Annotated in this window: 24 protein-coding genes and 1 pseudogene; 12 read left to right on the plus strand and 13 right to left on the minus strand. The window is 59.0% G+C overall.

The annotated features are described in order from the left end of the window. The first annotated feature begins 361 nt into the window (after window positions 1–361). Window positions 362–691, plus strand: a complete 330-nt coding sequence (locus PSH65_RS18575; protein ID WP_123719150.1) for a hypothetical protein — start codon at window positions 362–364, stop codon at window positions 689–691. Window positions 692–817: 126 nt separating this feature from the next. After that, window positions 818–1,117, plus strand: a complete 300-nt coding sequence (locus tag PSH65_RS18580) for a hypothetical protein (protein ID WP_305421671.1) — start codon at window positions 818–820, stop codon at window positions 1,115–1,117. Here the strand turns inward: PSH65_RS18580 and cynR are convergent. Next, window positions 1,099–2,010, minus strand: a complete 912-nt coding sequence (gene cynR, locus PSH65_RS18585) for a transcriptional regulator CynR (protein WP_305421672.1) — start codon at window positions 2,008–2,010, stop codon at window positions 1,099–1,101. The two genes, PSH65_RS18580 and cynR, sit on opposite strands and share 19 nt — an antisense overlap. Window positions 2,011–2,127: 117 nt before the next feature. Here cynR and cynS point away from each other — a divergent pair, with 117 nt between their 5' ends. Together cynS and PSH65_RS18595 are read left to right on the plus strand one after the other, a co-directional pair. After that, entirely contained in the window at window positions 2,128–2,595 is a 468-nt protein-coding gene (gene cynS / locus PSH65_RS18590; RefSeq protein WP_305421673.1) for a cyanase, read from the plus strand. 176 nt (window positions 2,596–2,771) lie between these two features. Beyond that, on the plus strand, window positions 2,772–3,431 hold the full coding sequence (locus tag PSH65_RS18595; RefSeq protein WP_305421674.1) for a carbonic anhydrase: 660 nt from the start codon (window positions 2,772–2,774) through the stop codon (window positions 3,429–3,431). A 71-nt stretch (window positions 3,432–3,502) separates the two neighbouring features. Here the strand turns inward: PSH65_RS18595 and PSH65_RS18600 are convergent, their stop codons facing one another. The 4 genes from PSH65_RS18600 to glsB form a co-directional block, all read right to left on the minus strand. Then, window positions 3,503–3,835, minus strand: a complete 333-nt coding sequence (locus PSH65_RS18600; protein WP_305421675.1) for a BON domain-containing protein — start codon at window positions 3,833–3,835, stop codon at window positions 3,503–3,505. A gap of 243 nt (window positions 3,836–4,078) precedes the next feature. Next, a complete protein-coding gene (locus PSH65_RS18605; protein WP_305421676.1) occupies window positions 4,079–5,581 on the minus strand; it encodes an aldehyde dehydrogenase family protein in 1,503 nt (500 codons plus the stop codon). Between the two features lie 83 nt (window positions 5,582–5,664). Further along, a complete protein-coding gene (locus PSH65_RS18610) occupies window positions 5,665–6,783 on the minus strand; it encodes a DUF3616 domain-containing protein (protein WP_305421677.1) in 1,119 nt (372 codons plus the stop codon). Window positions 6,784–6,871: 88 nt separating this feature from the next. After that, window positions 6,872–7,780 carry a glutaminase B gene (gene glsB / locus PSH65_RS18615; protein ID WP_305421678.1) on the minus strand — a complete coding sequence of 303 codons (909 nt, stop codon included), beginning with the start codon at window positions 7,778–7,780 and terminating at the stop codon, window positions 6,872–6,874. A gap of 229 nt (window positions 7,781–8,009) precedes the next feature. On the opposite strand from glsB, the gene PSH65_RS18620 reads away from it, so the two are divergent. From PSH65_RS18620 to arsN2, 5 genes are all read left to right on the plus strand, one after another. Beyond that, on the plus strand, window positions 8,010–8,639 hold the full coding sequence (locus tag PSH65_RS18620) for a ferric reductase-like transmembrane domain-containing protein (protein ID WP_305427013.1): 630 nt from the start codon (window positions 8,010–8,012) through the stop codon (window positions 8,637–8,639). Window positions 8,640–8,842: 203 nt separating this feature from the next. Beyond that, window positions 8,843–9,358, plus strand: a complete 516-nt coding sequence (locus PSH65_RS18625) for a DoxX family protein (protein ID WP_305421679.1) — start codon at window positions 8,843–8,845, stop codon at window positions 9,356–9,358. 47 nt (window positions 9,359–9,405) lie between these two features. Next, complete coding sequence (locus tag PSH65_RS18630) at window positions 9,406–10,104, plus strand: dienelactone hydrolase family protein (RefSeq protein ID WP_305421680.1); 699 nt, start codon at window positions 9,406–9,408, stop codon at window positions 10,102–10,104. 61 nt (window positions 10,105–10,165) lie between these two features. Further along, a complete protein-coding gene (locus PSH65_RS18635) occupies window positions 10,166–11,353 on the plus strand; it encodes an MFS transporter (RefSeq protein WP_305421682.1) in 1,188 nt (395 codons plus the stop codon). Window positions 11,354–11,416: 63 nt separating this feature from the next. Next, the gene (gene arsN2, locus PSH65_RS18640; RefSeq protein WP_305421684.1) at window positions 11,417–11,887 is read left to right on the plus strand and encodes an arsenic resistance N-acetyltransferase ArsN2; all 471 of its coding nucleotides are present in this window, start codon (window positions 11,417–11,419) and stop codon (window positions 11,885–11,887) included. Window positions 11,888–11,900: 13 nt separating this feature from the next. On the opposite strand, the gene PSH65_RS18645 is transcribed toward arsN2, so the two are convergent. Next, on the minus strand, window positions 11,901–12,044 hold the full coding sequence (locus tag PSH65_RS18645) for a hypothetical protein (RefSeq protein WP_305421686.1): 144 nt from the start codon (window positions 12,042–12,044) through the stop codon (window positions 11,901–11,903). A gap of 113 nt (window positions 12,045–12,157) precedes the next feature. Here PSH65_RS18645 and PSH65_RS18650 point away from each other — a divergent pair, with 113 nt between their 5' ends. Beyond that, window positions 12,158–12,640, plus strand: a complete 483-nt coding sequence (locus PSH65_RS18650) for a cupin domain-containing protein (protein ID WP_305421687.1) — start codon at window positions 12,158–12,160, stop codon at window positions 12,638–12,640. On the opposite strand, the pseudogene PSH65_RS31885 reads toward PSH65_RS18650, so the two are convergent. Further along, a pseudogene (locus PSH65_RS31885) lies at window positions 12,633–12,842 on the minus strand (AAA family ATPase); the annotation flags it as partial. The gene PSH65_RS18650 and the pseudogene PSH65_RS31885 sit on opposite strands and share 8 nt — an antisense overlap. A 188-nt stretch (window positions 12,843–13,030) precedes the next feature. Further along, a complete protein-coding gene (locus PSH65_RS18655) occupies window positions 13,031–13,987 on the minus strand; it encodes a threonine dehydratase (RefSeq protein ID WP_305421688.1) in 957 nt (318 codons plus the stop codon). 96 nt (window positions 13,988–14,083) lie between these two features. Here PSH65_RS18655 and PSH65_RS18660 point away from each other — a divergent pair, with 96 nt between their 5' ends. Next, window positions 14,084–14,911, plus strand: a complete 828-nt coding sequence (locus PSH65_RS18660) for a helix-turn-helix transcriptional regulator (RefSeq protein ID WP_370694654.1) — start codon at window positions 14,084–14,086, stop codon at window positions 14,909–14,911. Between the two features lie 165 nt (window positions 14,912–15,076). Here the strand turns inward: PSH65_RS18660 and PSH65_RS18665 are convergent, their stop codons facing one another. Beyond that, window positions 15,077–15,535: an EF-hand domain-containing protein gene (locus PSH65_RS18665; RefSeq protein WP_305421690.1), complete on the minus strand. Its 459-nt coding sequence runs from the start codon at window positions 15,533–15,535 to the stop codon at window positions 15,077–15,079. A 268-nt stretch (window positions 15,536–15,803) separates the two neighbouring features. Next, complete coding sequence (locus tag PSH65_RS18670) at window positions 15,804–16,535, minus strand: hypothetical protein (RefSeq protein WP_305421692.1); 732 nt, start codon at window positions 16,533–16,535, stop codon at window positions 15,804–15,806. A gap of 175 nt (window positions 16,536–16,710) precedes the next feature. On the opposite strand from PSH65_RS18670, the gene PSH65_RS18675 reads away from it, so the two are divergent. Continuing rightward, window positions 16,711–17,220: a YkgB family protein gene (locus tag PSH65_RS18675; protein WP_305421694.1), complete on the plus strand. Its 510-nt coding sequence runs from the start codon at window positions 16,711–16,713 to the stop codon at window positions 17,218–17,220. Between the two features lie 58 nt (window positions 17,221–17,278). Here the strand turns inward: PSH65_RS18675 and PSH65_RS18680 are convergent, their stop codons facing one another. From PSH65_RS18680 to PSH65_RS18690, 3 genes are all read right to left on the minus strand, one after another. Next, window positions 17,279–18,100, minus strand: a complete 822-nt coding sequence (locus PSH65_RS18680; RefSeq protein WP_305421695.1) for an AraC family transcriptional regulator — start codon at window positions 18,098–18,100, stop codon at window positions 17,279–17,281. A 110-nt stretch (window positions 18,101–18,210) separates the two neighbouring features. Next, window positions 18,211–19,059 carry a sugar phosphate isomerase/epimerase gene (locus PSH65_RS18685; RefSeq protein ID WP_305421696.1) on the minus strand — a complete coding sequence of 283 codons (849 nt, stop codon included), beginning with the start codon at window positions 19,057–19,059 and terminating at the stop codon, window positions 18,211–18,213. Between the two features lies 1 nt (window position 19,060). After that, window positions 19,061–20,302 carry an NAD(P)/FAD-dependent oxidoreductase gene (locus tag PSH65_RS18690; RefSeq protein WP_305421697.1) on the minus strand — a complete coding sequence of 414 codons (1,242 nt, stop codon included), beginning with the start codon at window positions 20,300–20,302 and terminating at the stop codon, window positions 19,061–19,063. Between the last annotated feature and the right edge of the window lie 3 nt (window positions 20,303–20,305).

Here is a 20,305-nt window from a genome sequence, read left to right on the forward strand (position 1 = left end):
CTCGTCTGACCGCCGAGCTGTTTTTCCCGGATACACGCTGCCCACAAGGCAGATTGAAGAAGCTGACCTGGCCTGAACGTCCAGTACAAGGGCGAGAAGCGCTGGCGATCAATCCTCATGAAGCTTGTGGCCGACCCTGAAAATGTCGGCAGTGGCCTCCAGGTTTTCGCTGCTTCTCTTCGTTGTGACGCTATTGCGTAGCAGTTATTCAACACGACTACATGCAACAGACGCGGGACCCCGTCGTATTGACGGCCGACCGCTGACGTCCTGGTTTCGGTGCCAGGGATCAACTAACCGATGGGCTACTTGTATTAGCGAATCAACTTTGAAAGATCACCAAATGGTCAAGGGGCTTACAATGAATCTGAACAATCAACCTACTATCGATGAACTGGCTCGCTTGTTCGCTGCGCAAAAAGACAGCCAGGACAGCCATATTCTGTGGATCAGCAAATCGGGCCAGGTTCATATCGACTGCCTGTCGCCCCATGCCCACGAAGAAGAATTCGACCGCAGCAACCAGAACCTGCTCGCCCGACTGAAGATGTACCGTCGCGGCCAGGGTTATGTCGGCAAGAAAGCCGCGGCCGACAAGGACTTCATCGGTAATGTGCTGCAAACGCTGAAACAGGCGTGGGCATCGATGCAGAACCAGAACGAAGTTCGGGTGATTGATCGGTTGTATTGATATCCCCTCTCAGTAAAGAAAGAAGGCCCCGCTCGGAATATCGAGCGGGGCCTTTTCGTTTGTCTCGTGCGCACCAAACAAAGCTATGGTTAACCCTATGCCCTGCTGGATCTCTGGAGGCTTGCGATGAACAACATCCTGATATTCATAGTGCTCGCGATGGCGAATGTTGCCCATGCGAACACCCTCCCTGGTATTCCCTCATTCGATGTGGACTGCCCCGGTAAAGTCGTCGTCCATGCGGATCAGGACGGCCCGGTATTGATCAACAGTAAAGAGGCGGTAACCAAAGCCATCAACGATCGCCGTTTCGAAGCCAGGGGTTCGGGCATCACGATCTCGATCATCCTCGCCGATGACGATTCGGTGACCGTGTCCTCCACCGGCAAGGCTCCCAATGGGGTGTGTCAATCAGTGGATGACTGACTGTTCGCCGACTCGACTGCAGCCGCGCCCATTACCAGCTCCATAAAGGCCACAGACGCCGCACTGTGGTAGTTGTTTTTGCGCCGAAGCAGCGCGGCCCCTCGGTTGGGCGCCTCCCCCAACAGCGGAATTTTGCGCAATGCCCGCTCCGCTGTGGCGATGGGTTCCGGCAGGATGGTGGCCATCGGCGCGTGACGAATGACCTCTAACAGCGTACTCACCGAGTTCACCTCGATCGCCACTTTGGGCGTGATGTTCTGTTGCCGAAAATACCCGTCAATGGAGGATCGGGTGATGAAGTCCGGCGTCAGCAACGCGAAATCCAGTTGCGCCACCTCCTTTGGCGAGAGCGGGTTCTGGCGCTCGTACAACGGATGACCAAGCCCGACCATCACCCCCAAGGTCTCGACAAATGCCGGCACGCACTCGATGTCGGGGCTCCTCACCGGGGTAAAGGCGATGGCGATGTCCAGCGAGTCATCGAGCAAACCGGCCTCGATGTCATCCATCGATAACTCGAAAATCTGCAGATGGATGTTCGGAAACTTCGCCACGTAGTCGCGCACTAGCGGCCCCACCAGATACGCCATGAACGTCGGCGTCATGGCCAATCGCAAGCTGCCGCGAGACAAATCCTTCACGTCATGCAGCGCGCGCTTCCCCGCTTCAAGTTCCACCAGTACCCGACGGGCACTTTCGATATAAGCCAGCCCCGCATCGGTCGGTTTGACCGTGCGCGAAGTTCGGTCGAACAGGTTGACGCCCAAGGTTTCCTCCAGTTGCCGGATCTGCTGGGACAGCGTCGGTTGAGAGACATGCAACACCTCGGCGGCGCGGGTGAAGCCGCCGTGGTCGGCGACTGCCAGCAAGTAGCGCAAATGTCGGAGCAGCATGGGCACACCATCTATAGGCAGGACTTATGCAATGCATTGTATATCGATCTTGGACGCTATGGATCAATCGACCGAAGATGGCTCCACTTTCCAGCCGCAACCGATAGGAGTCACACCATGCAACAGTCCCACACTTACCAGGATCCGAGCCTGGCCCTGACCACTTCGATCCTCGATGCCAAGGCGCGCAAGAATCTGTCCTGGCAGGATTTGACTGACGGCACCGGCCTGGGCCTGGCCTACGTCACCGCCGCCCTGCTCGGCCAGCATCCGCTGCCGGAAGCCGCCGCCAAGGTGATTGGCGAGAAACTCGAACTGGAAGCCGACGCTGTGGCCCGCCTGCAGATCATTCCATTGCGCGGCAGCCTCTCGGGTGTCCCGACCGACCCGACCATCTACCGTTTCTACGAAATGATCCAGATCTACGGCACCACGCTCAAAGCCCTGGTTCACGAGCAATTCGGCGACGGCATCATCAGCGCGATCAACTTCAAGCTGGACATGAAGAAAGTTGAAGACCCGGAAGGTGGTTCTCGCGCGGTGATTACCCTGGACGGCAAGTTCCTGCCGTTGCGTCCTTTCTAAAACGATCCATTCAATTAATACGCAATACCTGTGGGAGCGTGGCTTGCCCGCGAAGAACGATGACGCGCAATACCTGAAAAACGCGGTGCATTCTTCGCGGGCAAGCCCGCTCCCACAGGTTCTGTGTCTTAACTCACCGGCATTAGCCTCCCTCATTCATTGCAAGGAAGTCCGCCATGAAAGCGCTCATCGACGGTTTATTGAAGTTCCAGAAAGAAGCCTTCCCACAACGTACCGACCTGTTCAAACACTTGGCCACCACTCAGCATCCCGGCACCTTGTTCATCACCTGTTCCGACAGCCGCGTGGTGCCGGAACTGCTGACCCAGCAAGAGCCCGGCGAACTGTTCGTGGTGCGCAATGCCGGCAACATCGTGCCCTCTTACAGCCCGCATCCCGGCGGCGTGTCGGCCACGGTCGAATATGCAGTCGCGGTATTGGGCGTGACGGACATCGTGATCTGCGGGCATTCGGATTGTGGCGCCATGACCGCCATCGCCCAGTGCAAATGCATGGATCACCTGCCCGCGGTCAGTGGTTGGTTGCAACACGCCGAGTCGGCCAAGGTGATCAATGACTCCCGTCCTCACGCCAGCGACGCAGCCAAGGTAAGCTCGATGGTCCGGGAAAATGTCATTGCTCAACTGGCGAATATCCAGACTCACCCGAGCGTGCGTCTGGCCCAGGAAAAAGGCCTGCTGAATCTGCATGGTTGGGTTTATGACATTGAGACCGGTTCGGTCGATGCCCTGGATGCCGACAATCACAGTTTCGTGTCGCTGGCCGAACAGCCGTGCACTTGCGCCGTGCACGGCAAAACGGTTGAAGCCGCCTGAAGGTGTCGACCGCACAAGCTGCGCCAGGCTTGGCGCAGCGTTATAACCGCCAATGCGTAGTCACAAGGCTGTCATTTGTCGTCCGACCGACGCTCAGGCGTGTCTTCAGCATTGGGCGCTTCTGGAGGATGCCCTGGCGTGAACACATGGGTGAGCAATTCGCTGGCATCGATGTTGACGACACCCGGGACCGAACGTGCCACAGCAACAGCCTGCTCACACTGTCTATGGGTGTTGACGCGACCACTCAATGCCACCGTGCCCGCATGGGTTTTGACATGGACATTCAGGCCAAGGGTGGTATCGGCCAATGTCAGGGCCGACTTCACCCGGGCGGTAATCCACGTGTCGTGAACGACCGTTTCCAGACCATGAGAGTAATGTTGAAAGGAATGAAGTTTCATGGCGCAATCCTCTCTCACGTAATCAGATGCGCTGTCCGTCCCCGTGCAGACACGGACACATACTAAGTATAGTGCGTGCCGTGGCCTGCGGTCGGGGGGCTGTCCCTGAGGCCGGTAAGATAAAAGAGCAACGAATATCCTGTGGGAGCGTGGCTTGCCCGCGAAGAATGCACCGCGTTTTTTCAGGTATAACGCGTCATCGTTCTTCGCGGGCAAGCCACGCTCCCACAGGTTTTGCGCGTCTCAGCGTTTGACCGACAGATCCGTCTGGGTCATGCGGCTACGGATGGTGAACACGCCATCCCCCGAGAGAATCGCGCTGCGCGCAAACAGGCGCCCACTTTCCCAGTTCGAAAGCCCCAGTTCCGGCTTGTTCAGCGCGTACTGTCCATCGACCCAGCGGGTAATCCCGTTGCCGACAAAAGGTGCGTTGACCGCGTTGTAGAAACGCTCCTGCGCCGAGGCATCTTCACTGATCAGCGACACGGTGAATTGCGGGCTGTAGCGGTTGAACAAGGCGATGGCCTGATCCAGATCGTCGACGATCTTCAGGCTGACTTCCGGGGTTTCTTCCCACTCCCACTCGCGCCCCAATTGATCTTCGGGCAGCGGTTCGGCCAACGCTTCGGTCTGATAGCCTTCGGCGCGGTACACCTCGACGCTCGCGGTCTGCCAATCGGCTGGCAAATGCTGCTCACTACCCTCGACGATATGCAACTTGCAGCCCTGGCCCCGAGCGGTGCCGGCCAGTTGCAGTGCGTCGAGAAACAGCGGCACCAGCTCGGCGGCGCGGTCGCGGAGGATCAGGCAAACGTTCAGGGTGTTGCAGACTTTGCGGTCCAGCGAGTTGCGTACCACGGCGGCAAAGCGTTGGGCATCGGCGTCCTGGTCGGCGATCAACCACGCACCACCGGTGCCGTGCAGGCTGACCGCGGTGCCGGCCTGTTGCGCGATGCTGCCCAACTGGCTGACCGCTCGTCCCGAACCACGGGCCACAGCCAATGACAGGCGTCGGTCGGCGAACATCGCCCAACCGGCGGCATGATTGACGCTTTCCACCAGGGAAACTGCTCCGGTCGGCAATCCGGCATCGCTCAATGCCGGATTCAATGCATGGGTGACGATGGCTTGCGCAGTGCCCAACGCATCGCTGCCAATGCGCAACACCGCGGTGTTACCGGTGCGCAAGACACCGGCGGCATCGGCGAAGACATTCGGTCGGCCTTCGAACACGAACGCGACGATACCCAGCGGCGACACCACTTGCTCGACTTTCCAGCCGTCGTGCTCGACGCAGCTCACGACTTTGCCGCGCGTGGCCGGAGCATCGCGCCAGGCCCGCAGGCCGGCGATCATGTCGCCGCGCATGCGTTCATCGGCCAGTAACCGCGTGGTGGAACGCCCGCGCGCTTTGGCCCGCTCGATATCGGCCAAATTGGCCGCCGCAATCAAGGCCCAGCATTCCGGGGTCTCCAGGCGTTGCGCAAAGTGATCGAAGAACTCGCTAATGGCTTGATCCGAGACGCCGGACATCGCAGTGAACGCCGCTTCGGCGCGCTCGATGGCGACCGCCGCCGCTTGCTGGTCCGCCACCGGGATCAGCAACAATTCACCGCTGACCTGCTCCACCAGCAGATGGTCGCCGGGTTGAAAGCGCGCCGCCAGTTCGGGGCTGACGACAGTGACACGATTACCGGCAAAAGGGATTGGTGTGCCAGCGACTAGACGTTCGAGCGCAAGAGACATGAAACGGTTTCACCATGCAGGAGAGCGGCCAGAAAATGTATAGGAAAATCCGTGGAGCGTCATTCACCGGGGCGCGGTGGCGGTTATTTTTTCGCCAGTCGAAATACATCTTGCTCCAGGCGATTGCTCCCCTGTTTGCGCCATTTGGCGTTCGCGTCATAGACCACCAGCAGCAAGGGTTCTTCGACGCCCGCGGTGCTGATAAAGGTTAGTCCTTCGGCATGATCGCGGCCTTTATCCTCTCCTTGCCCGTAAGGAACCTCCAGAGCCGGCGTCAATTGTTCGCTGAAGACAAAACTTTCGTCTGTTGGCCTGGCGCCGTCGAGCCATCGAAATACGCTGACAGGCCCGTCGAGGTTCATCGTCGGCCCGGCCAGGATCAACATGTCGTCACCATCGATGCATAAGTCCCTGACGCCGAGTCCGCCCAACTGGAGAAAATGCTTTCGATATTTGCGCCCCTTGGGCCCGATTTTTTTCAGCGTCAGCGTGTGGACGGCCTTGGGATGGTCTTCGGGTTCAACCTCCAGAACAATGGTCCAGCCCCGCAGCACAGGTCCTCGCAACCCGATAAAAACACGCTTGCCATTGATCTCGAGGCCTTCGGTATCGAACCCGTTGTCCTTGCCGGGAATGTGTAGAAATGCCCCCACATGTTCGTCGTCCTTGAGCTCATCGAGCAATTCGTTGCCCAATTGATTGCCGGCCAATTGGGCGGCAACTCGATCATCGTCGGCGGTGCTCTTCACCAAAGTGAACGTTCCGTTTTCTTCGACCACCGGAATCCGGGCCAGGAGAAAACGATTGCCATCGCTGCTGACAGTTGCCAGACGCTCGGCGTTTTTCTTCAGGGACTTGGTGCTATCGGGTTTTTTCCGTTTCAGGCTGTGAGACCCCACAATCCAGAGATACCCCGTGTCGCGGTCGTAGCTCATGCCTTCCAGGTCTGCTTCAACGAATTCTTCGCCAATCGTCGGGATGACCGGCAGCGCCAACAGGGACGCCAACGAGAATTGCTTGTGCTGGTCAAACAGAAACTCGCCCGCACCGACGCGCTCACGCAAGGTGAAGCGCTCCAGGCTCAAGGATTCATCATTGGCGACCCACAGGGTGTCGCCTATCTGGACCACGGCAGACAACCCTTTGCGCAAATGAGTGTCCGGGTCATTGAAGACTAGAAGCGCGGAACCGAAATTCACCATGAAGTCACTCGCCCCTTCACCCGTTTGGGTGAGTCAAAGAATGCCTGCTTCACGGTAGCGGTCATCGGGCCCTAGTCAAGAAATGCCATCAGAACACCGACCAGCCGATCCGCTGACTCAACAACTCCAGCGCGGCCATGCCGGCGAGGGAGTTGCCGGCGGTGTTCAATTCCGGAGACCAGACGCACACCGTGAATTGCCCCGGCACCACCGCGACGATGCCCCCGCCCACACCGCTCTTGCCCGGCAGACCGACGCGATAGGCAAAATTACCGGCTTCGTCGTACAGCCCGCTGGTGGCCATGATCGAGTTGACTTGTTGGGTCTGGCGGGCGCTGAGGATCTGGGCGCCGCTGTGTTTGCAAAAACCGTCGTTGGCCAGGAAACAGAACGCCCGGGCCAGATCCACGCAACTCATGCGCAGCGCGCAATGGCTGAAGTAGCTGCGCAGCACGGCTTCGACGTCGTTATGGAAGTTGCCGAACGATTGCATCAGATAAGCCATGGCCGCGTTACGCGCGCGATGCTGGTATTCCGATTCGGCGACCTTGCCGTCCACCATGACATTCGGGTTGCCGGACAAACGGCGGACAAAATCGCGCATCGACAACGCCGGCGCGGCAAAACGTGACTGGTTGATGTCGCAGATCACCAGCGCACCGGCGTTGATGAAGGGATTGCGCGGGCGCCCGCGCTCGAACTCCAGTTGCACCAGCGAGTTGAACGGCTGGCCGGACGGTTCATGGCCCAGGCGGTCCCAAATCGCTTCGCCGGAATGGTCGATGGCCTGCACCAGGCTGAACACCTTGGAAATACTCTGCACCGAGAACGGCGTGTCGGCGTCTCCAGCACAAAACAACTCGCCGTCGTTGCCATACACGGCAATGCCCAACTGATTGGACGGCACGGTGCCGAGGGCGGGAATGTAGTCAGCCACTTTGCCCTGACCGATCAACGGTCGGACTGCGTCAAGGATCTCGTTCAACAGCGCTTGCATGCCGGGTTCCGAAGTCTCGCCCCATGGGATTGCGGGGACACTGTCGCTAGACGCCTCTGGCCGAGGCTGAATCACAGTTTTGTATGGGAATGTATCTGTCGCGGCCCGGGATACATGAACTTGCACCGGACGACCTTTCGGACATACCGCCCATACACCCGGTTGCAACACTCCTGCCGTCCGCTGACCACTCGCAAAACCGGGTCGGCCCTTGCTCAGGAGTGTTGTCATCATGACCCAAGTTCCCCGTTACCACGGCTGGTCGCTGTTTGGCCTGCTGTCCTTGCTGGTGCTGTTGATGACCGGCCTGATTCTGCTGCTGAACCCGGACCTGGTGGAAGCCACCCGCAGCGCCATTCGCGCCACCGCACGCACTTCGTTTGCGCTGTTTCTCGCCGCGTTCACCGCCTCGGCTTTGGCTGTGCTGGTGCCCTCGCCTTTCACCCGTTCGTTGGTGCGCGAGCGACGTTTCATTGGCCTGGCCTTCGCGTTTTCCCATCTAGTCCACGCCATCCTGATCTACAGCTATGGCCAACTGAACCCCGAGTTCTGGCCCAGCCGTACCACGGCTGGCAACATTCCGGGCTCGGTCGGTTACCTGTTCATTCTGCTGATGGCGTTGACCTCGTTCAAAGCCACGGCGCGCCTGATCGGCCCCAAGGCCTGGAAAGCCCTGCACGTCAGCGGCATGTGGGTGATCGCGGCGGTCTTCACCTACTCCAACTTCAAACGCATTCCCATGAGCGCCTGGTACGTCCTGCCGTTCGGCCTGATGTTTTCGGCGATCGTCATTCGGCTGCTGGGCAAGATTGCACTGAAGTACAAACGGTCGACCCGGAATGCGCTGTCGACCGAATGAAACCTCAACAACACCAACAATCCCCTGTGGGAGCGGGCTTTTGTGGCGAGGGGGCTTGCCCCCGTTTGAGTGCGTAGCGCTCACAAGATCTTTGGTACATCAGAGATTTTGGGGCTGCTTCGCAACCCAACGGGGGCAAGCCCCCTCGCCACAGCTGCTCCCACAATGAATGCGACTGTCGTTCAAATCCCGGAGTTAAAGCCATGAACACTTCTCTCTCGTCGGCCATCAAAGGCCTGCACCTGAACCTCGATCGGGCCGGCAGCTGGATCGCGCCCCTGACCTTGCGGGTATTTCTAGCCTGGGAATTTTTCGAGTCAGGCCTGGAAAAATGGAACGGCCAGAACTGGTTCGCCGACATCCAGCACAACTTCCCGTTTCCCTTCAACCACGTTCCGGCCACGCTGAACTGGGAACTGGCGATGTGGGCCGAACTGATCTGCGCCCTCGCTCTGCTGGTGGGCCTTGGGACGCGGCTCTCGGCAATCATTCTGATCGTGGTCACGATCGTTGCGACCGCTGCCGTTCACTGGCCGGCCGATTGGTCTACATTGAGTGAACTTGCCCAGGGTTATGCCATCAGCGACAAAGGCCACGGCAACTTCAAACTGCCGCTGATCTACCTCGCAGCCCTCCTGCCTCTGTTGTTCTCGGGGGCCGGCAAACTCAGCATGGACGCGTTGTTGGCTCGATACTTCTGGCGGCGCAGTCACCGCTGATACGCCAGCGTCTCGATACCCCCACCAACTTATGTAAAGGAGCCATCATGAGCGTAACCACCCAATGGATCGAGATCAGCAGCGCCGAGGGCACATTCGGCGCTTACCTGGCCATTCCCCACACCCGTAAAGGTCCGGGGATTGTGCTGATTCAGGAAATCTTCGGCGTCAACGAGCACATCCGCTCGGTCGCCGAGCAATACGCCGCCGACGGCTACCTGGTCATCGCGCCGGATTTGTTCTGGCGCAACGGTCACCGTATTGAATTGGGCTACGACGAAGCCGGCTGGAAACGCGCCGTCGAGCTGATGAACGCCACCGACACCCAAAAAGCGCAGGCCGACATCAAACTGGCCATTGACGCCCTGAAAGCACAGCCGGGGCTGGACGGCAGAATTGCGTCTATCGGTTTCTGCTTCGGCGGCATGCTGTCGTACAACACCGCGGCCAACGGTTTTGTCGACGTGGCGATCGCCTACTACGGCGGCGGCATTCAGAACCAACTGGATCGGGCCAATGAAATCAAGGTGCCGCTGCTGATGCACTTTGGCGAGCAGGACAGCCACATCCCCATCGATGCGGTGAAGCAAATCGCCGAGCGTTTCGAATTCAACGATGACGTCGATATCGAGGTGTATCCGGGTGCCGAACACGGCTTCAACTGCTCACACCGTGACAGCTACAACCAGCGGGCGGCGGTTGAGGCACATGGCAATACGTTGCTCTTTTTGAGTCAGAACCTTTAAGGCCTGATCGCCGGGGTTGGCGACATCAACAATCGGTGAGCATTCAATCCCGGAAACCCGCATGGACAACCTCTCAAAACCCAGACCGGCTTCACTGCGTATCCCCTCCACGGTCTGGGCCCTGGGTTTTGTCAGTCTGTTCATGGACCTGTCGTCAGAGCTGGTGCACAGCCTGCTGCCGGTGTTTCTGGTCACGACCTTGGGCGCGAGCGCGTTGACCGTCGGGGTGATCGAGGGCATCGCCGAGGCGACCGCGATGCTGACCAAGATATTCTCCGGCGCCATCAGCGATTTTATCGGCCGGCGCAAAGGCCTACTGTTGATGGGCTACGGTCTGGCAGCCTTGTCGAAGCCGCTCTTTCCCCTCGCGCAGTCGGTGGAGGTGGTGTTCACCGCGCGTTTTCTGGATCGCATTGGCAAAGGCATTCGTGGAGCGCCGCGAGATGCGCTGGTCGCCGATATAGCACCCACCGAAATCCGTGGCGCCTGCTTTGGTTTGCGCCAGTCGATGGACACCGTGGGCGCCATTTTCGGTCCGGTCCTGGCTATCGTGCTGATGCTTTGGCTCGGGCAGATCCATCTGGTGTTGTGGTTTGCGGTGATCCCGGCGGTGATCTCGGTGGCGCTGATTGTCGGTGGGGTAAAAGAACCGACCGCTGCCGCTGGCAAACACACCTTTCGTTCGCCCATTCACTGGAAAGTCCTGCGGGACTTTTCCCGTGGTTACTGGTGGGTGGTGATCGTCGGCGGGCTCTTCACGCTGGCCCGTTTCAGCGAAGCCTTTCTGGTTTTGAAGGCGCAACAGACAGGCCTGACGGCCACTTGGGTGCCGATGGTGATGGTGGTCATGTCGTTGTTTTATGCGGTGTCCGCCTACCCTGCCGGCTGGTTGTCCGACCGGATCAGTCGCACCCAAGTGCTGTGTATCGGCATCGTCCTGCTGATCCTTGCGGACCTGTTATTGGCGCAAGCGGACTCGATCATGACCATGCTGGCGGGCGTGGCCCTGTGGGGCCTGCACATGGGCTTCAGCCAAGGGATTCTCGCGACGCTGATCGCCGACACCGCCCCCGAACACCTCAGGGGCACGGCCTTCGGCCTGTTCAATCTGATCAGCGGCGTGTGTCTGTTGATCGCCAGTGTGCTCGCGGGCGCGCTGTGGGAGACTTCGGGCTCAGCCAGCACTTTCGTCGTCGGGGCGGGGCTGGCGGCTGCGGCGCTGCTGTTGCTTCTGTTGCGTAAGCCTTAGGGGCGAGTGCCAGGATTGAGCCCGCTAACATTGAGTGCCAAAAACCTGTTAATGGGGCAAACGATGCAGATGATTAAAGTAGGGCCGAGCGGTTTGAATCAGCTCCGTGAGTCTTTGAGTGAAGCAGGACTGCCCTGCGATGATGTCAGCGAACCGGGGCTGCAGTTTTATCACTTCGAGGTGGATGGGAACCGGGTTGCTTATGGAGGGCTGGAGGGTTCTGGCCCTGATCTGTTGCTTCGTTCAATGATCGTTTCTGAGACCCGTCGTGGCGAGGGGCTAGGTAAAGCCGTGTTGTCTGAACTGGAACGCCATGCCATCTCCCAAGGCGCAATCCGACTTCACTTGCTGACCCAAAGCGCGGCTGGTTTTTTCACAGCCAATGGCTATGAACTGCTCGATAGGCGCGAAGCGCCTGACGTAATCAGTCGAACAGCTCAGTTCCAGCATCTGTGTCCTGCGTCAGCAAGTTATCTACGAAAAACTTTAAAGGCTCCGTTTCGGACTGAGTCAGGGCTCTCCAAGGCTGAATAGTACGGTAAGTCGCTCACACCGACGTGTTAAACGCCAACGCGGCGCGAATCAGCGCCTTCAACGCCTCTTCATCAACCCCGGCAGAGCCGAGCAAGCCCACAACACATACCTGTTCGTTATAGCACTGTTCACAATGGGTATATCCGCGCTTCAGCATTCGGCTACCGTCATCATATATGACTGGATCATGCAGGCTCTGCACCTGTGTGTTGAAGCGATGTTTGCCTCTGTTGCGACACACCCAAAGCCCCCAGACATGAGGAAACCCTGATGAGCGCTCACAAAGCTGTCGCTGTTTTGCTGGCCTTGCTCAGTGCAGGCTCCCTGGGATCTACCGCCTTGGCCGAGGAAACAGGTTTTATTGCCGCCACCTCATCCGAACTTCAGTGGAAAGCCGCTCCGGCGGTGGGGCCCGGCGCAATGATTGCAGTGATTGAAGGAGACCTGAAAGCCGCCGAGCCCTTCACCCTGCGCTTGAAGCTGCCAGCAAATACAAAAATCGGCGTGCATACCCATCCTGTGACCGAACGCGTAACCGTTATCTCGGGCATTTTCTACTTCGCCACCGGAGATAAATTCGATCCGGCACGGGCCAAGGCCTATCAACCGGGTGACACCCTGATCATTCCCGTCGGAATGTCGATGTACGGCGCCAGTCGAGAACAGGAAACCGTGCTCCAACTCCATGGCACGGGGCCTTGGGGGATCACCTACGTCAACCCGGCGGACGACCCCAGGAACAGCAAAATGTAGCGTCCCTGACGGTGGTCAGCTTCGCGCATCCGATTTCCCGGATTCGCCTCTTCTCGCGCAACGAAACAATGCGCCCACCCTGCTCCAGCGGACACACCGACACCAGACACGCCAGGTGGCTGCGATCATGCAGCTCAAACGTGCAATCCAAATCCCGTAGCCCTTCCCCGCCGCGCAGCAGAATCGCATCGGTCAGTTCGTTTGAGCAGCATTATAAAGGCTTATGGGGTCAGACCACGTAGCGCCTGGGCCAATCGGCTGATCAGTGTGGCGATGTCGAGCGTCGGCTTATTGATGACGGTTTGTGATCGTCGAATGAAAGCCTGACCCTCGCGGTCAGGCGAAACACCCAGCAGCTCCGAAGTTGCCCAATCACTGATCAGCTCGCAATCACCCAATCACGCTCGCATACACCGACCGATCAACATTCCCGCCGGACAGAATCACGCCCACCTTTTTGCCCAGCATCATTTCACGCTCCTGAATGAGCGCTGCCAGCGCTGCCGCACCTGCCCCTTCAGCGAGGTTGTGGGTATCGGTGTAATACACGCGCATGGCCTCGGCAATCTCGCCCTCGCTGACCGAGACGATTCGTGCCGAAGCGGCCCCGTAGATGGCGAACGCATCGGGAACAGGCTTGCGCACGGCCAAGCCATCGGCAAAGGTATTTGCCGAGGCGGTCTCGTATATTGTCCCAGCTTCAAACGATAACTTCGCCGCCGCAGCCTCTTTGGAAACCACGCCCACCACTTGGGTGTTCAGGCCCAGCGCATCTCGGGCGGCGATCACTCCGCAAATCCCCGATCCACAGCCAATCGGCACGTAGACGGTATCCAGATCGGGCGCAGCGATGAACAGCTCCAGCGCATACGTGGCCACACCTTTGACCAACTCGGTGTGGAACGGCGGCACCAGGTAGAGGCCATGCAGGTGCGCCAGACGCGCGGCCTCTTCACGGGCGTCGTCGAAATCGCGACCGCACTCAACCACTTCGCCGCCAAAGCCACGCATGGCATTGTTCTTTTCCAGCGAATTACCTTCCGGCACAACAATCAAGGCCCTCAAACCCAGCGTGTTTGCCGCCAGCGCCAGGCTCTGACCATGGTTGCCGCGCGTAGCGGAGACAATGCCCTTCACACCTGGGTGCTCGCGCCGCAGCCAGTGCAGGAAGGTAATGCCACCCCGCACTTTGAAAGCGCCTGTAGGTGTGTGGTTTTCGTGTTTGACCCAGACAGTGCAACCTAATCGCTCAGCCAGCAATGGCCAAGGGTATTGGGCGGTGGCAGGCATGACTTGGTAGACGTGGCGGGCCGCTTGTTCGATATCGTTGCGAGTCAGTTTGTGCATGAGTTGTCTTCCTGAGGCTTTTCCCAGTCTAGGCATGGGCACGTCACGCCGGCTTTCAAAAAACTGACCTGACTTTTACGCCCCCTCTTCACTACTATGGTGTTCATGAGCCTTCGAAACCGTCTGCAACCCTCGCTCGTACCTGAACCGATTCGTCGTGTCGAGGCAGGGCCGTGGGCGATCGAATTGCTACCCGGCGCCGCCTACGCGACCCGATATGTTGCGACCCAGGCAGCGATCGGCTTTGCCTTCGACAGCCAACGAGGCTTGCACGCCATCGGCAGCGACCGAGTGCGCCCCTTCGATGCCATGCCCAACGGACTGGCGTTCGTCCCCGTTGGCTGTGATGTGTTGTCCGAATCACCCAAGGGCGGTGAATACCTGCGGGTCATGCGCACCGACGGTATTTCATTGCCGGGTGACCGGGCATTCAACAATCGCATTGATCAGCCAGCCGTTAACCTCGCCCTGCGAATGCGCCGCGCGTTGTTGCAGGGCTCCGTGGAGGACGACTGTGAAGCCTGGGCACTCGCATTGGCTGAACGGGCGGCGGGCATCGACGCATCGGCGCCGCCGGCCCAAGGCTCTATAACCGGCAGCCGGATGCGCCTGCTCGATGAATTCATTGATGCAGGCATCGACGGCCCACTGGGTATACAGGCAATGGCGGGGTTGCTTGAATTGTCCGAAGGTTATTTCATGCGCGCATTCAAGAACACGACGGGCAAGAGCCCTCATAGCTATCTAATCGACCGACGCCTGGCCAAGGCCCGAGCATCGATGCGCGATTCGACCGCCAGGCTGTCGGAGATCGCACTCACCTGCGGCTTTAACTCCCAAGCGCACATGACGACCGCTTTCAAGCAACGCCTTGGAGTCAGTCCAGCGCAATTGCGAAGGCGTTCGACGTACAGTCAAAACTAGATTATTGGCCGTTTTGCCGTTTGGTTGAGGACCCGCCATCGGCCTCGGTCAGCCACTACCGACAGAGTTTCTGACGCCATCAAGGCCGCGGCCATGGGCGTTCTCCAGACGACATAAAACCCTCCCGGTAACGAGTACAGGGAGGGTGAAATAACGCAGGTGTAATCAGCCCTTGGCCTGGCTCATACGCGTGAACAGCTCCGTAGGCACTTTCTTGCCGTTGGACGTGTATTGGTTGCTCCTGTACGTGTAGGTTTCTGCCTCGGAAAGGTAACCGTCATTGTTGGTGTCCATCGCTTTGAACTCCTCACTCTTGGTCGGGGCCACGGCCAGGAATTCCTTGAGCGCAACACGGCCGTCGTCATCGGTGTCGGTGCGGGCGAAAGAAGCGTCGCCGCACTTGCCCTCACCGCACTTGCCTTCGGCCTGGGTTGCCTTGGCGCTGGCGTCACTGGAACCACATTTACCTTCGCCACACTTGCCCTCCCCAGCCTTCTCTGCGGAAGCCAACTGATAGCCCTGGGGCAGCGTCTCCATGGCAAAGGCGGTCGAGGCGAGGCTCATAGCACCAGCCAACGCGACTGCGGCCAGGCCAATACGGGTTTTGTTCGGAATACGGGACATAGTATTTCTCCAGATGCTGTGCGCGATTGGAACGCGCGGTCATGCCACAAGGGCAGAAAAACCCTTGAGGATGCACTCGGCGAAATGAATCGAGCCGGGAATCCCGGAGCGAACATGCATTAGCATCCACCTCGACAGGGCAACCTCATTTGGGCCCGGTCATTTGGACGCAGTGATGTATCCGCGAAGTGTCAGCAGGCAGGACATTTGTAAGCCAATCCCTGAACCCGTGATCCGGATACAGAGAGATACACCCGATGGCATTGAGTCATGAATAACGGATGTCACTGATATCGATAGCCACCAGCAGCTGCGACGCGATCGCATGATTATTAGCGTCACGGCGATAGGCCCTGCGCTTGCTGGGCAAACGGAGCCCCTGGGTTTCAACATAGTCATGAACGTACTGGGCAGCGGGAAATCCGCCACTGACGTCAACGCTGTAGTCGTGCCGGCGCAGCAGAAAGTCTTCACCGAAGTAGAAGTCCTGCACCGGACAGTGCGTGACCACGCTCTCTGGAAAGTGCACCCGCAAACGACGCCAATGTTGGTCGCCTTCCTCCCAAGGGTCGACCTCTTCAACCCTGACACCCGGCAAGATGAACAGAAATGGCATCGTCATGTATGACCACAACGCGTAACCATTGAAGTATGCCCGGTGCAGCGGGTCCCAAGGTGTCGTTTCTGCGTGGTCATCGAAAGACGCCCTCGGATCCGAGCGCTCCGCCACCACTTGGCCATCCGTGGTTTCAATGGCGATTCGATCGGGCGTGTACGCCGTACGCTGGTTCGGGGCGCCGAAAGGCATTACCGACGCTCTCTGCTCATGCAGCCAGACCGTCATCTGACGCGAGTCACTATCCTGGGTCAGCCCCTTCATGCCCCACAGCGAACCGCCGGTCACAATGCTGGCGCTCACCGTGTCAAAGCTGTTCCAGCGTTCTTGTCCGCCGTGGGCTGTCAGTACCCGTTCCAGCAGATCGCAGTGCTGTTCATTCATGGCGATAACCCTCTTCATTGCTGAGCCGGCCCACCCGCGGGTTTAGACGATCTGCACTGAACGCTGTACGTTCGGAACCCAAGAGAGCGAAGCCTGAGGCGACAATATCCCCACACCCAACGTCTATCGCGTGGGTTTTCAAACCCTTTAGTCAACCCTCTGGAAGCCCACACCAATGAACGTCTTGAACATTACCAGCCATGGCAACAACAGCTTTTCCGACCGACTGTCGCTCGGGGTTAAAACCATGGCGATTGGAACCTACGGCGCTTACTTTGCTCTCGCCCTCATCTACTTCTGGTTCGGCGGCATGAAATTCACGCATTACGAGGCACAGGGATTGGTTCCGCTTGTAAGCAACAGCCCTCTATTGGGATGGGTTTATGACATTTTCAGTGTAGATGTCTTTTCTCGCTTACTCGGAGTCCTGGAGATCTCGATCGGTGCTCTAATTGCAGGTCGCCTGCTATCACCCAAGCTTTCTTTAATTGGAGGAGCGTTGTCTGCCGGACTGTTTTTCACCACGTTGACCTTTATGTTCTCGACACCTGGCGTGGTTGAACCCGGTCTCGGCTTCCCAGCCATTACGGTTGCACCGGGCCAATTTCTCCTGAAAGACATAGGGTTGCTTGCCGCGTCTGTATTCGTGGCGGGCCATTCTCTAACCCGATTGGAAACCCGTTGAACTGATCATTTCCCTCCTGGGATGGCCTGAAGCACTCCGATGCTTTCAGGCCATTTCCCTATGTCAGCGATTTCATCCAGTCCCGGGGGCTGCTGCCCGTCTTGCGGCGAAACGCACGAGCCAGCGCCGAGGGACTTTCATAACCGACTTCGTCAGCGATCAGCGTAATCGGCCGGCCTTCACGCAGGCGTTTCTGCGCCAGGCTGATCCGCCAACTCAGAAGATAATCCGCAGGTGTCTGCCCGATAACGGATCGGAAATGCGCGGCATAGGCGGCGCGCGACATATTCGACTCACGTGCCAGCTCTGCGACTGACCAGGCACGATGAGGTGCGTTGTGCATCTGCACCAGCGAGCGCACCAGCCGCGAATCGGCCAGTCCGGCCATCATTCCGGTACTTAATGCCTGGTGGTCGAGCAGATGTCGGAGCAGCAAAATGATCAGTAGCTCGAATAGGCGATCAAGCATTGCTTCCCTGCCACAATGTCCGGCTGCCGCCTCACCGAACAGCCATCTCAGTGTATCGGCCAGCAGCGGCAGCTCATCCAGGGACAGCACCAGAAGATCAGGTAACGAAGCAGACAACGGGTTATCGACACCACCATCAAACTTCATTGACGCACACAAGAGTCGAGCCCCTTCGGGCTCACCCGGGATCAGTTGATGCGGGCTTGGGCGCGGCAGAAAAATCAGACTGGGCCGGGTAAGCAGCAGATCACGGCCATCAGGGCTCCGTAAAGTGACGCGACCTGCCTGCAGCAGGTGGATATGGCCGCGCTGGTCAGCGCCATCGTATGACGCCACACCGCAAAGCTTGCCACTGTGAAACAGGTTTGCGCGCACGCCGAACTGTGACAACAAGGTAGACAAGCGGTCCATACGGAATCTCATCGCAAGATATAGACGATCAGTATCGTAGCACCGACTGTTCCACGCAGACCGTTCAGGCCTGTAGGTGACTACCGGGAAGCGATATGCCGCTGTGTCAATCAGTGGCCATCGCGAGGTCGCCTTTGGCAGTCATTCCAAACCTCACGTATCACATCCTTAAGCATCAACGCCTCCGCCCAACGATCAGTGATGTCGCGTCCATCGGCACCCGTAATGGCATAAGGCGGTGGGCCGAGTTCACAGGTGAAGGAAAGGCTATCGGGCGTGTTCGGTCGGGCCAGCCAATCTTCGATCCCATAGCGCCACCAACCCAGGAAACGCTCCAGCCACGGTCGATGCTGGGCGAAGCTCAGGGGCACCTGAACCTGTTCGCCGTTGGAGACACGTCCATGAAACCCCCAACTGTGCCGCAGGACGGTGTGGATCTGTTCGTCGTCCTCGGCGGCAGCCGGCTCTGGCAGTTCGCGGCCCACAACATAGTGGGACAAGTCAGCCAAAAGCTTGAGGTCGGGCATTTCAGCGAGAATGTCGAGGGTGAACAACAGGTCACTGGTGAGGCGATAACGGTGGGTTTCCAGCAGAACAGGAAAGTCCACCTGCTCGGCCAGACGCTGCCAGCCTTCGATCAGTTCGATAGCTTGCTTCAGCGTGCGCGGCCGCACGTCTGCTTGCAGCGTGAGGTGGTGGCAGCCGTAGCGGGACGCGACATCGATCGCTGCCGCCAGATCATCCACGGTGCGGGGGAACACTTGACCTTCGATTTGCAGGCCCTGCGCCTTGGCGGCGGCATGCAGGCGTGCGGCATGTGGCGCGACCCAGAAATGGTCGGTGATACCGTCGAAGCCGGCGGCGGCGATTTTCTCCACTTGCGCTTCCAGGGAAAGGTCGCATTGGCCACGGTAATCTTGCATGGCCCACTGGGACTGAAAGACCAGGAATTCACGCATGTCAGTTCCTCAGCAGTTGTTTGAGCGGTACATCGGCATCGGCCAGAGCGTCCACCGAGAGGCGGTTATGGAGAGCGATCAGTCGTTCGCACAATTTGATGTCCTTGGCGACGCTATTCCCCTGCCCCCAGCCGCAAGCGCCTTGCAGACGTTGTTCGGCATCGAGGTAGAACAACAGGAATCCGCCACCGGGGGTTGTCCGGCTCGCCGTGGGTTGCGTGTTTGCGATCACGCCCACGGTCTGCAATCCCCAGTCGTATTGATCGGACCAAAAACCGGGAATGACCTCGAAGGGCAGTTCGCCGCCCAACAGATTCAGGGCAGCGTGACGACCTTGGGTTTCGGCGTTGCGCCACGTTTCCTGACGCTGGAAAACCCCTTGCGGGTGCAGCCGAAACTCACAGACATCGCCCGCCGCAAAGATGTCCGGCGCGCTGGTGCGCAGTTGGGCATCGACGCGAATGCCCTGGCCGACCTCAAGTCCTGCGGCTGCGGCCAGTTCAGTGTTGGGTTGCATGCCGATGCCTACCACCACCAGGTCGCAGGGCAACCACTGGCCGTCGACCAGTTGCACGGACTCAACGTGAGTAGTGCCCTGCACCGCCTCAATGGCCACATTCAACCGGACATCCACGCCCTGACTGCGATGCAGTTCCAGCAGAACACTGGACAGTTGCTCCGGCAACACCCGACCCGCCAAACGCGGTCCGGCCTCAAGCAAGGTCACCGTGCAACCCAAGGCCCGGGCGGTGGCGGAAACTTCGAGTCCGATAAAGCCGCCGCCGATGATCACCACCCGGGTGTCAGGCTGCAACGAAGCGCGCAGTGCCAGGGCCTCGTCATGTGTGCGCAGATAAAGCACATTGAGCAGACGCTCGGGCACCGAGGCGAGTCTGCGCGACCGCCCTCCCGTCGCCAATAACAGCCGGGCGTAATGCAGCCAGCTGCCGTCGGCCAACTGCAGACGATGCTGCTGCGGATCCAGGCATTTCACCGGGTTACCCGCCAGGTGTTCGATGTCCAGATCGGCGAGCTGAGCGGTGTCGCACAAGCTGTAACCCGCCAGATCGATCGTGCCCTGCAACAGCCCTTTGGACAGCGGCGGACGTTCATAGGGCGGATGGGACTCGTCGCCTATCAGAATCAGGCGACCGCTATAACCTTCGCCGCGCAAGGTCAGGGCCGCGCGGCCACCCGCATGCCCGGCGCCGACGATGACCAGTGGAGCATTGGCAGGATTCATGGC

This window comes from Pseudomonas sp. FP603 (assembly GCF_030687415.1).
In the GTDB taxonomy this organism is placed as follows: domain Bacteria; phylum Pseudomonadota; class Gammaproteobacteria; order Pseudomonadales; family Pseudomonadaceae; genus Aquipseudomonas; species Aquipseudomonas wuhanensis.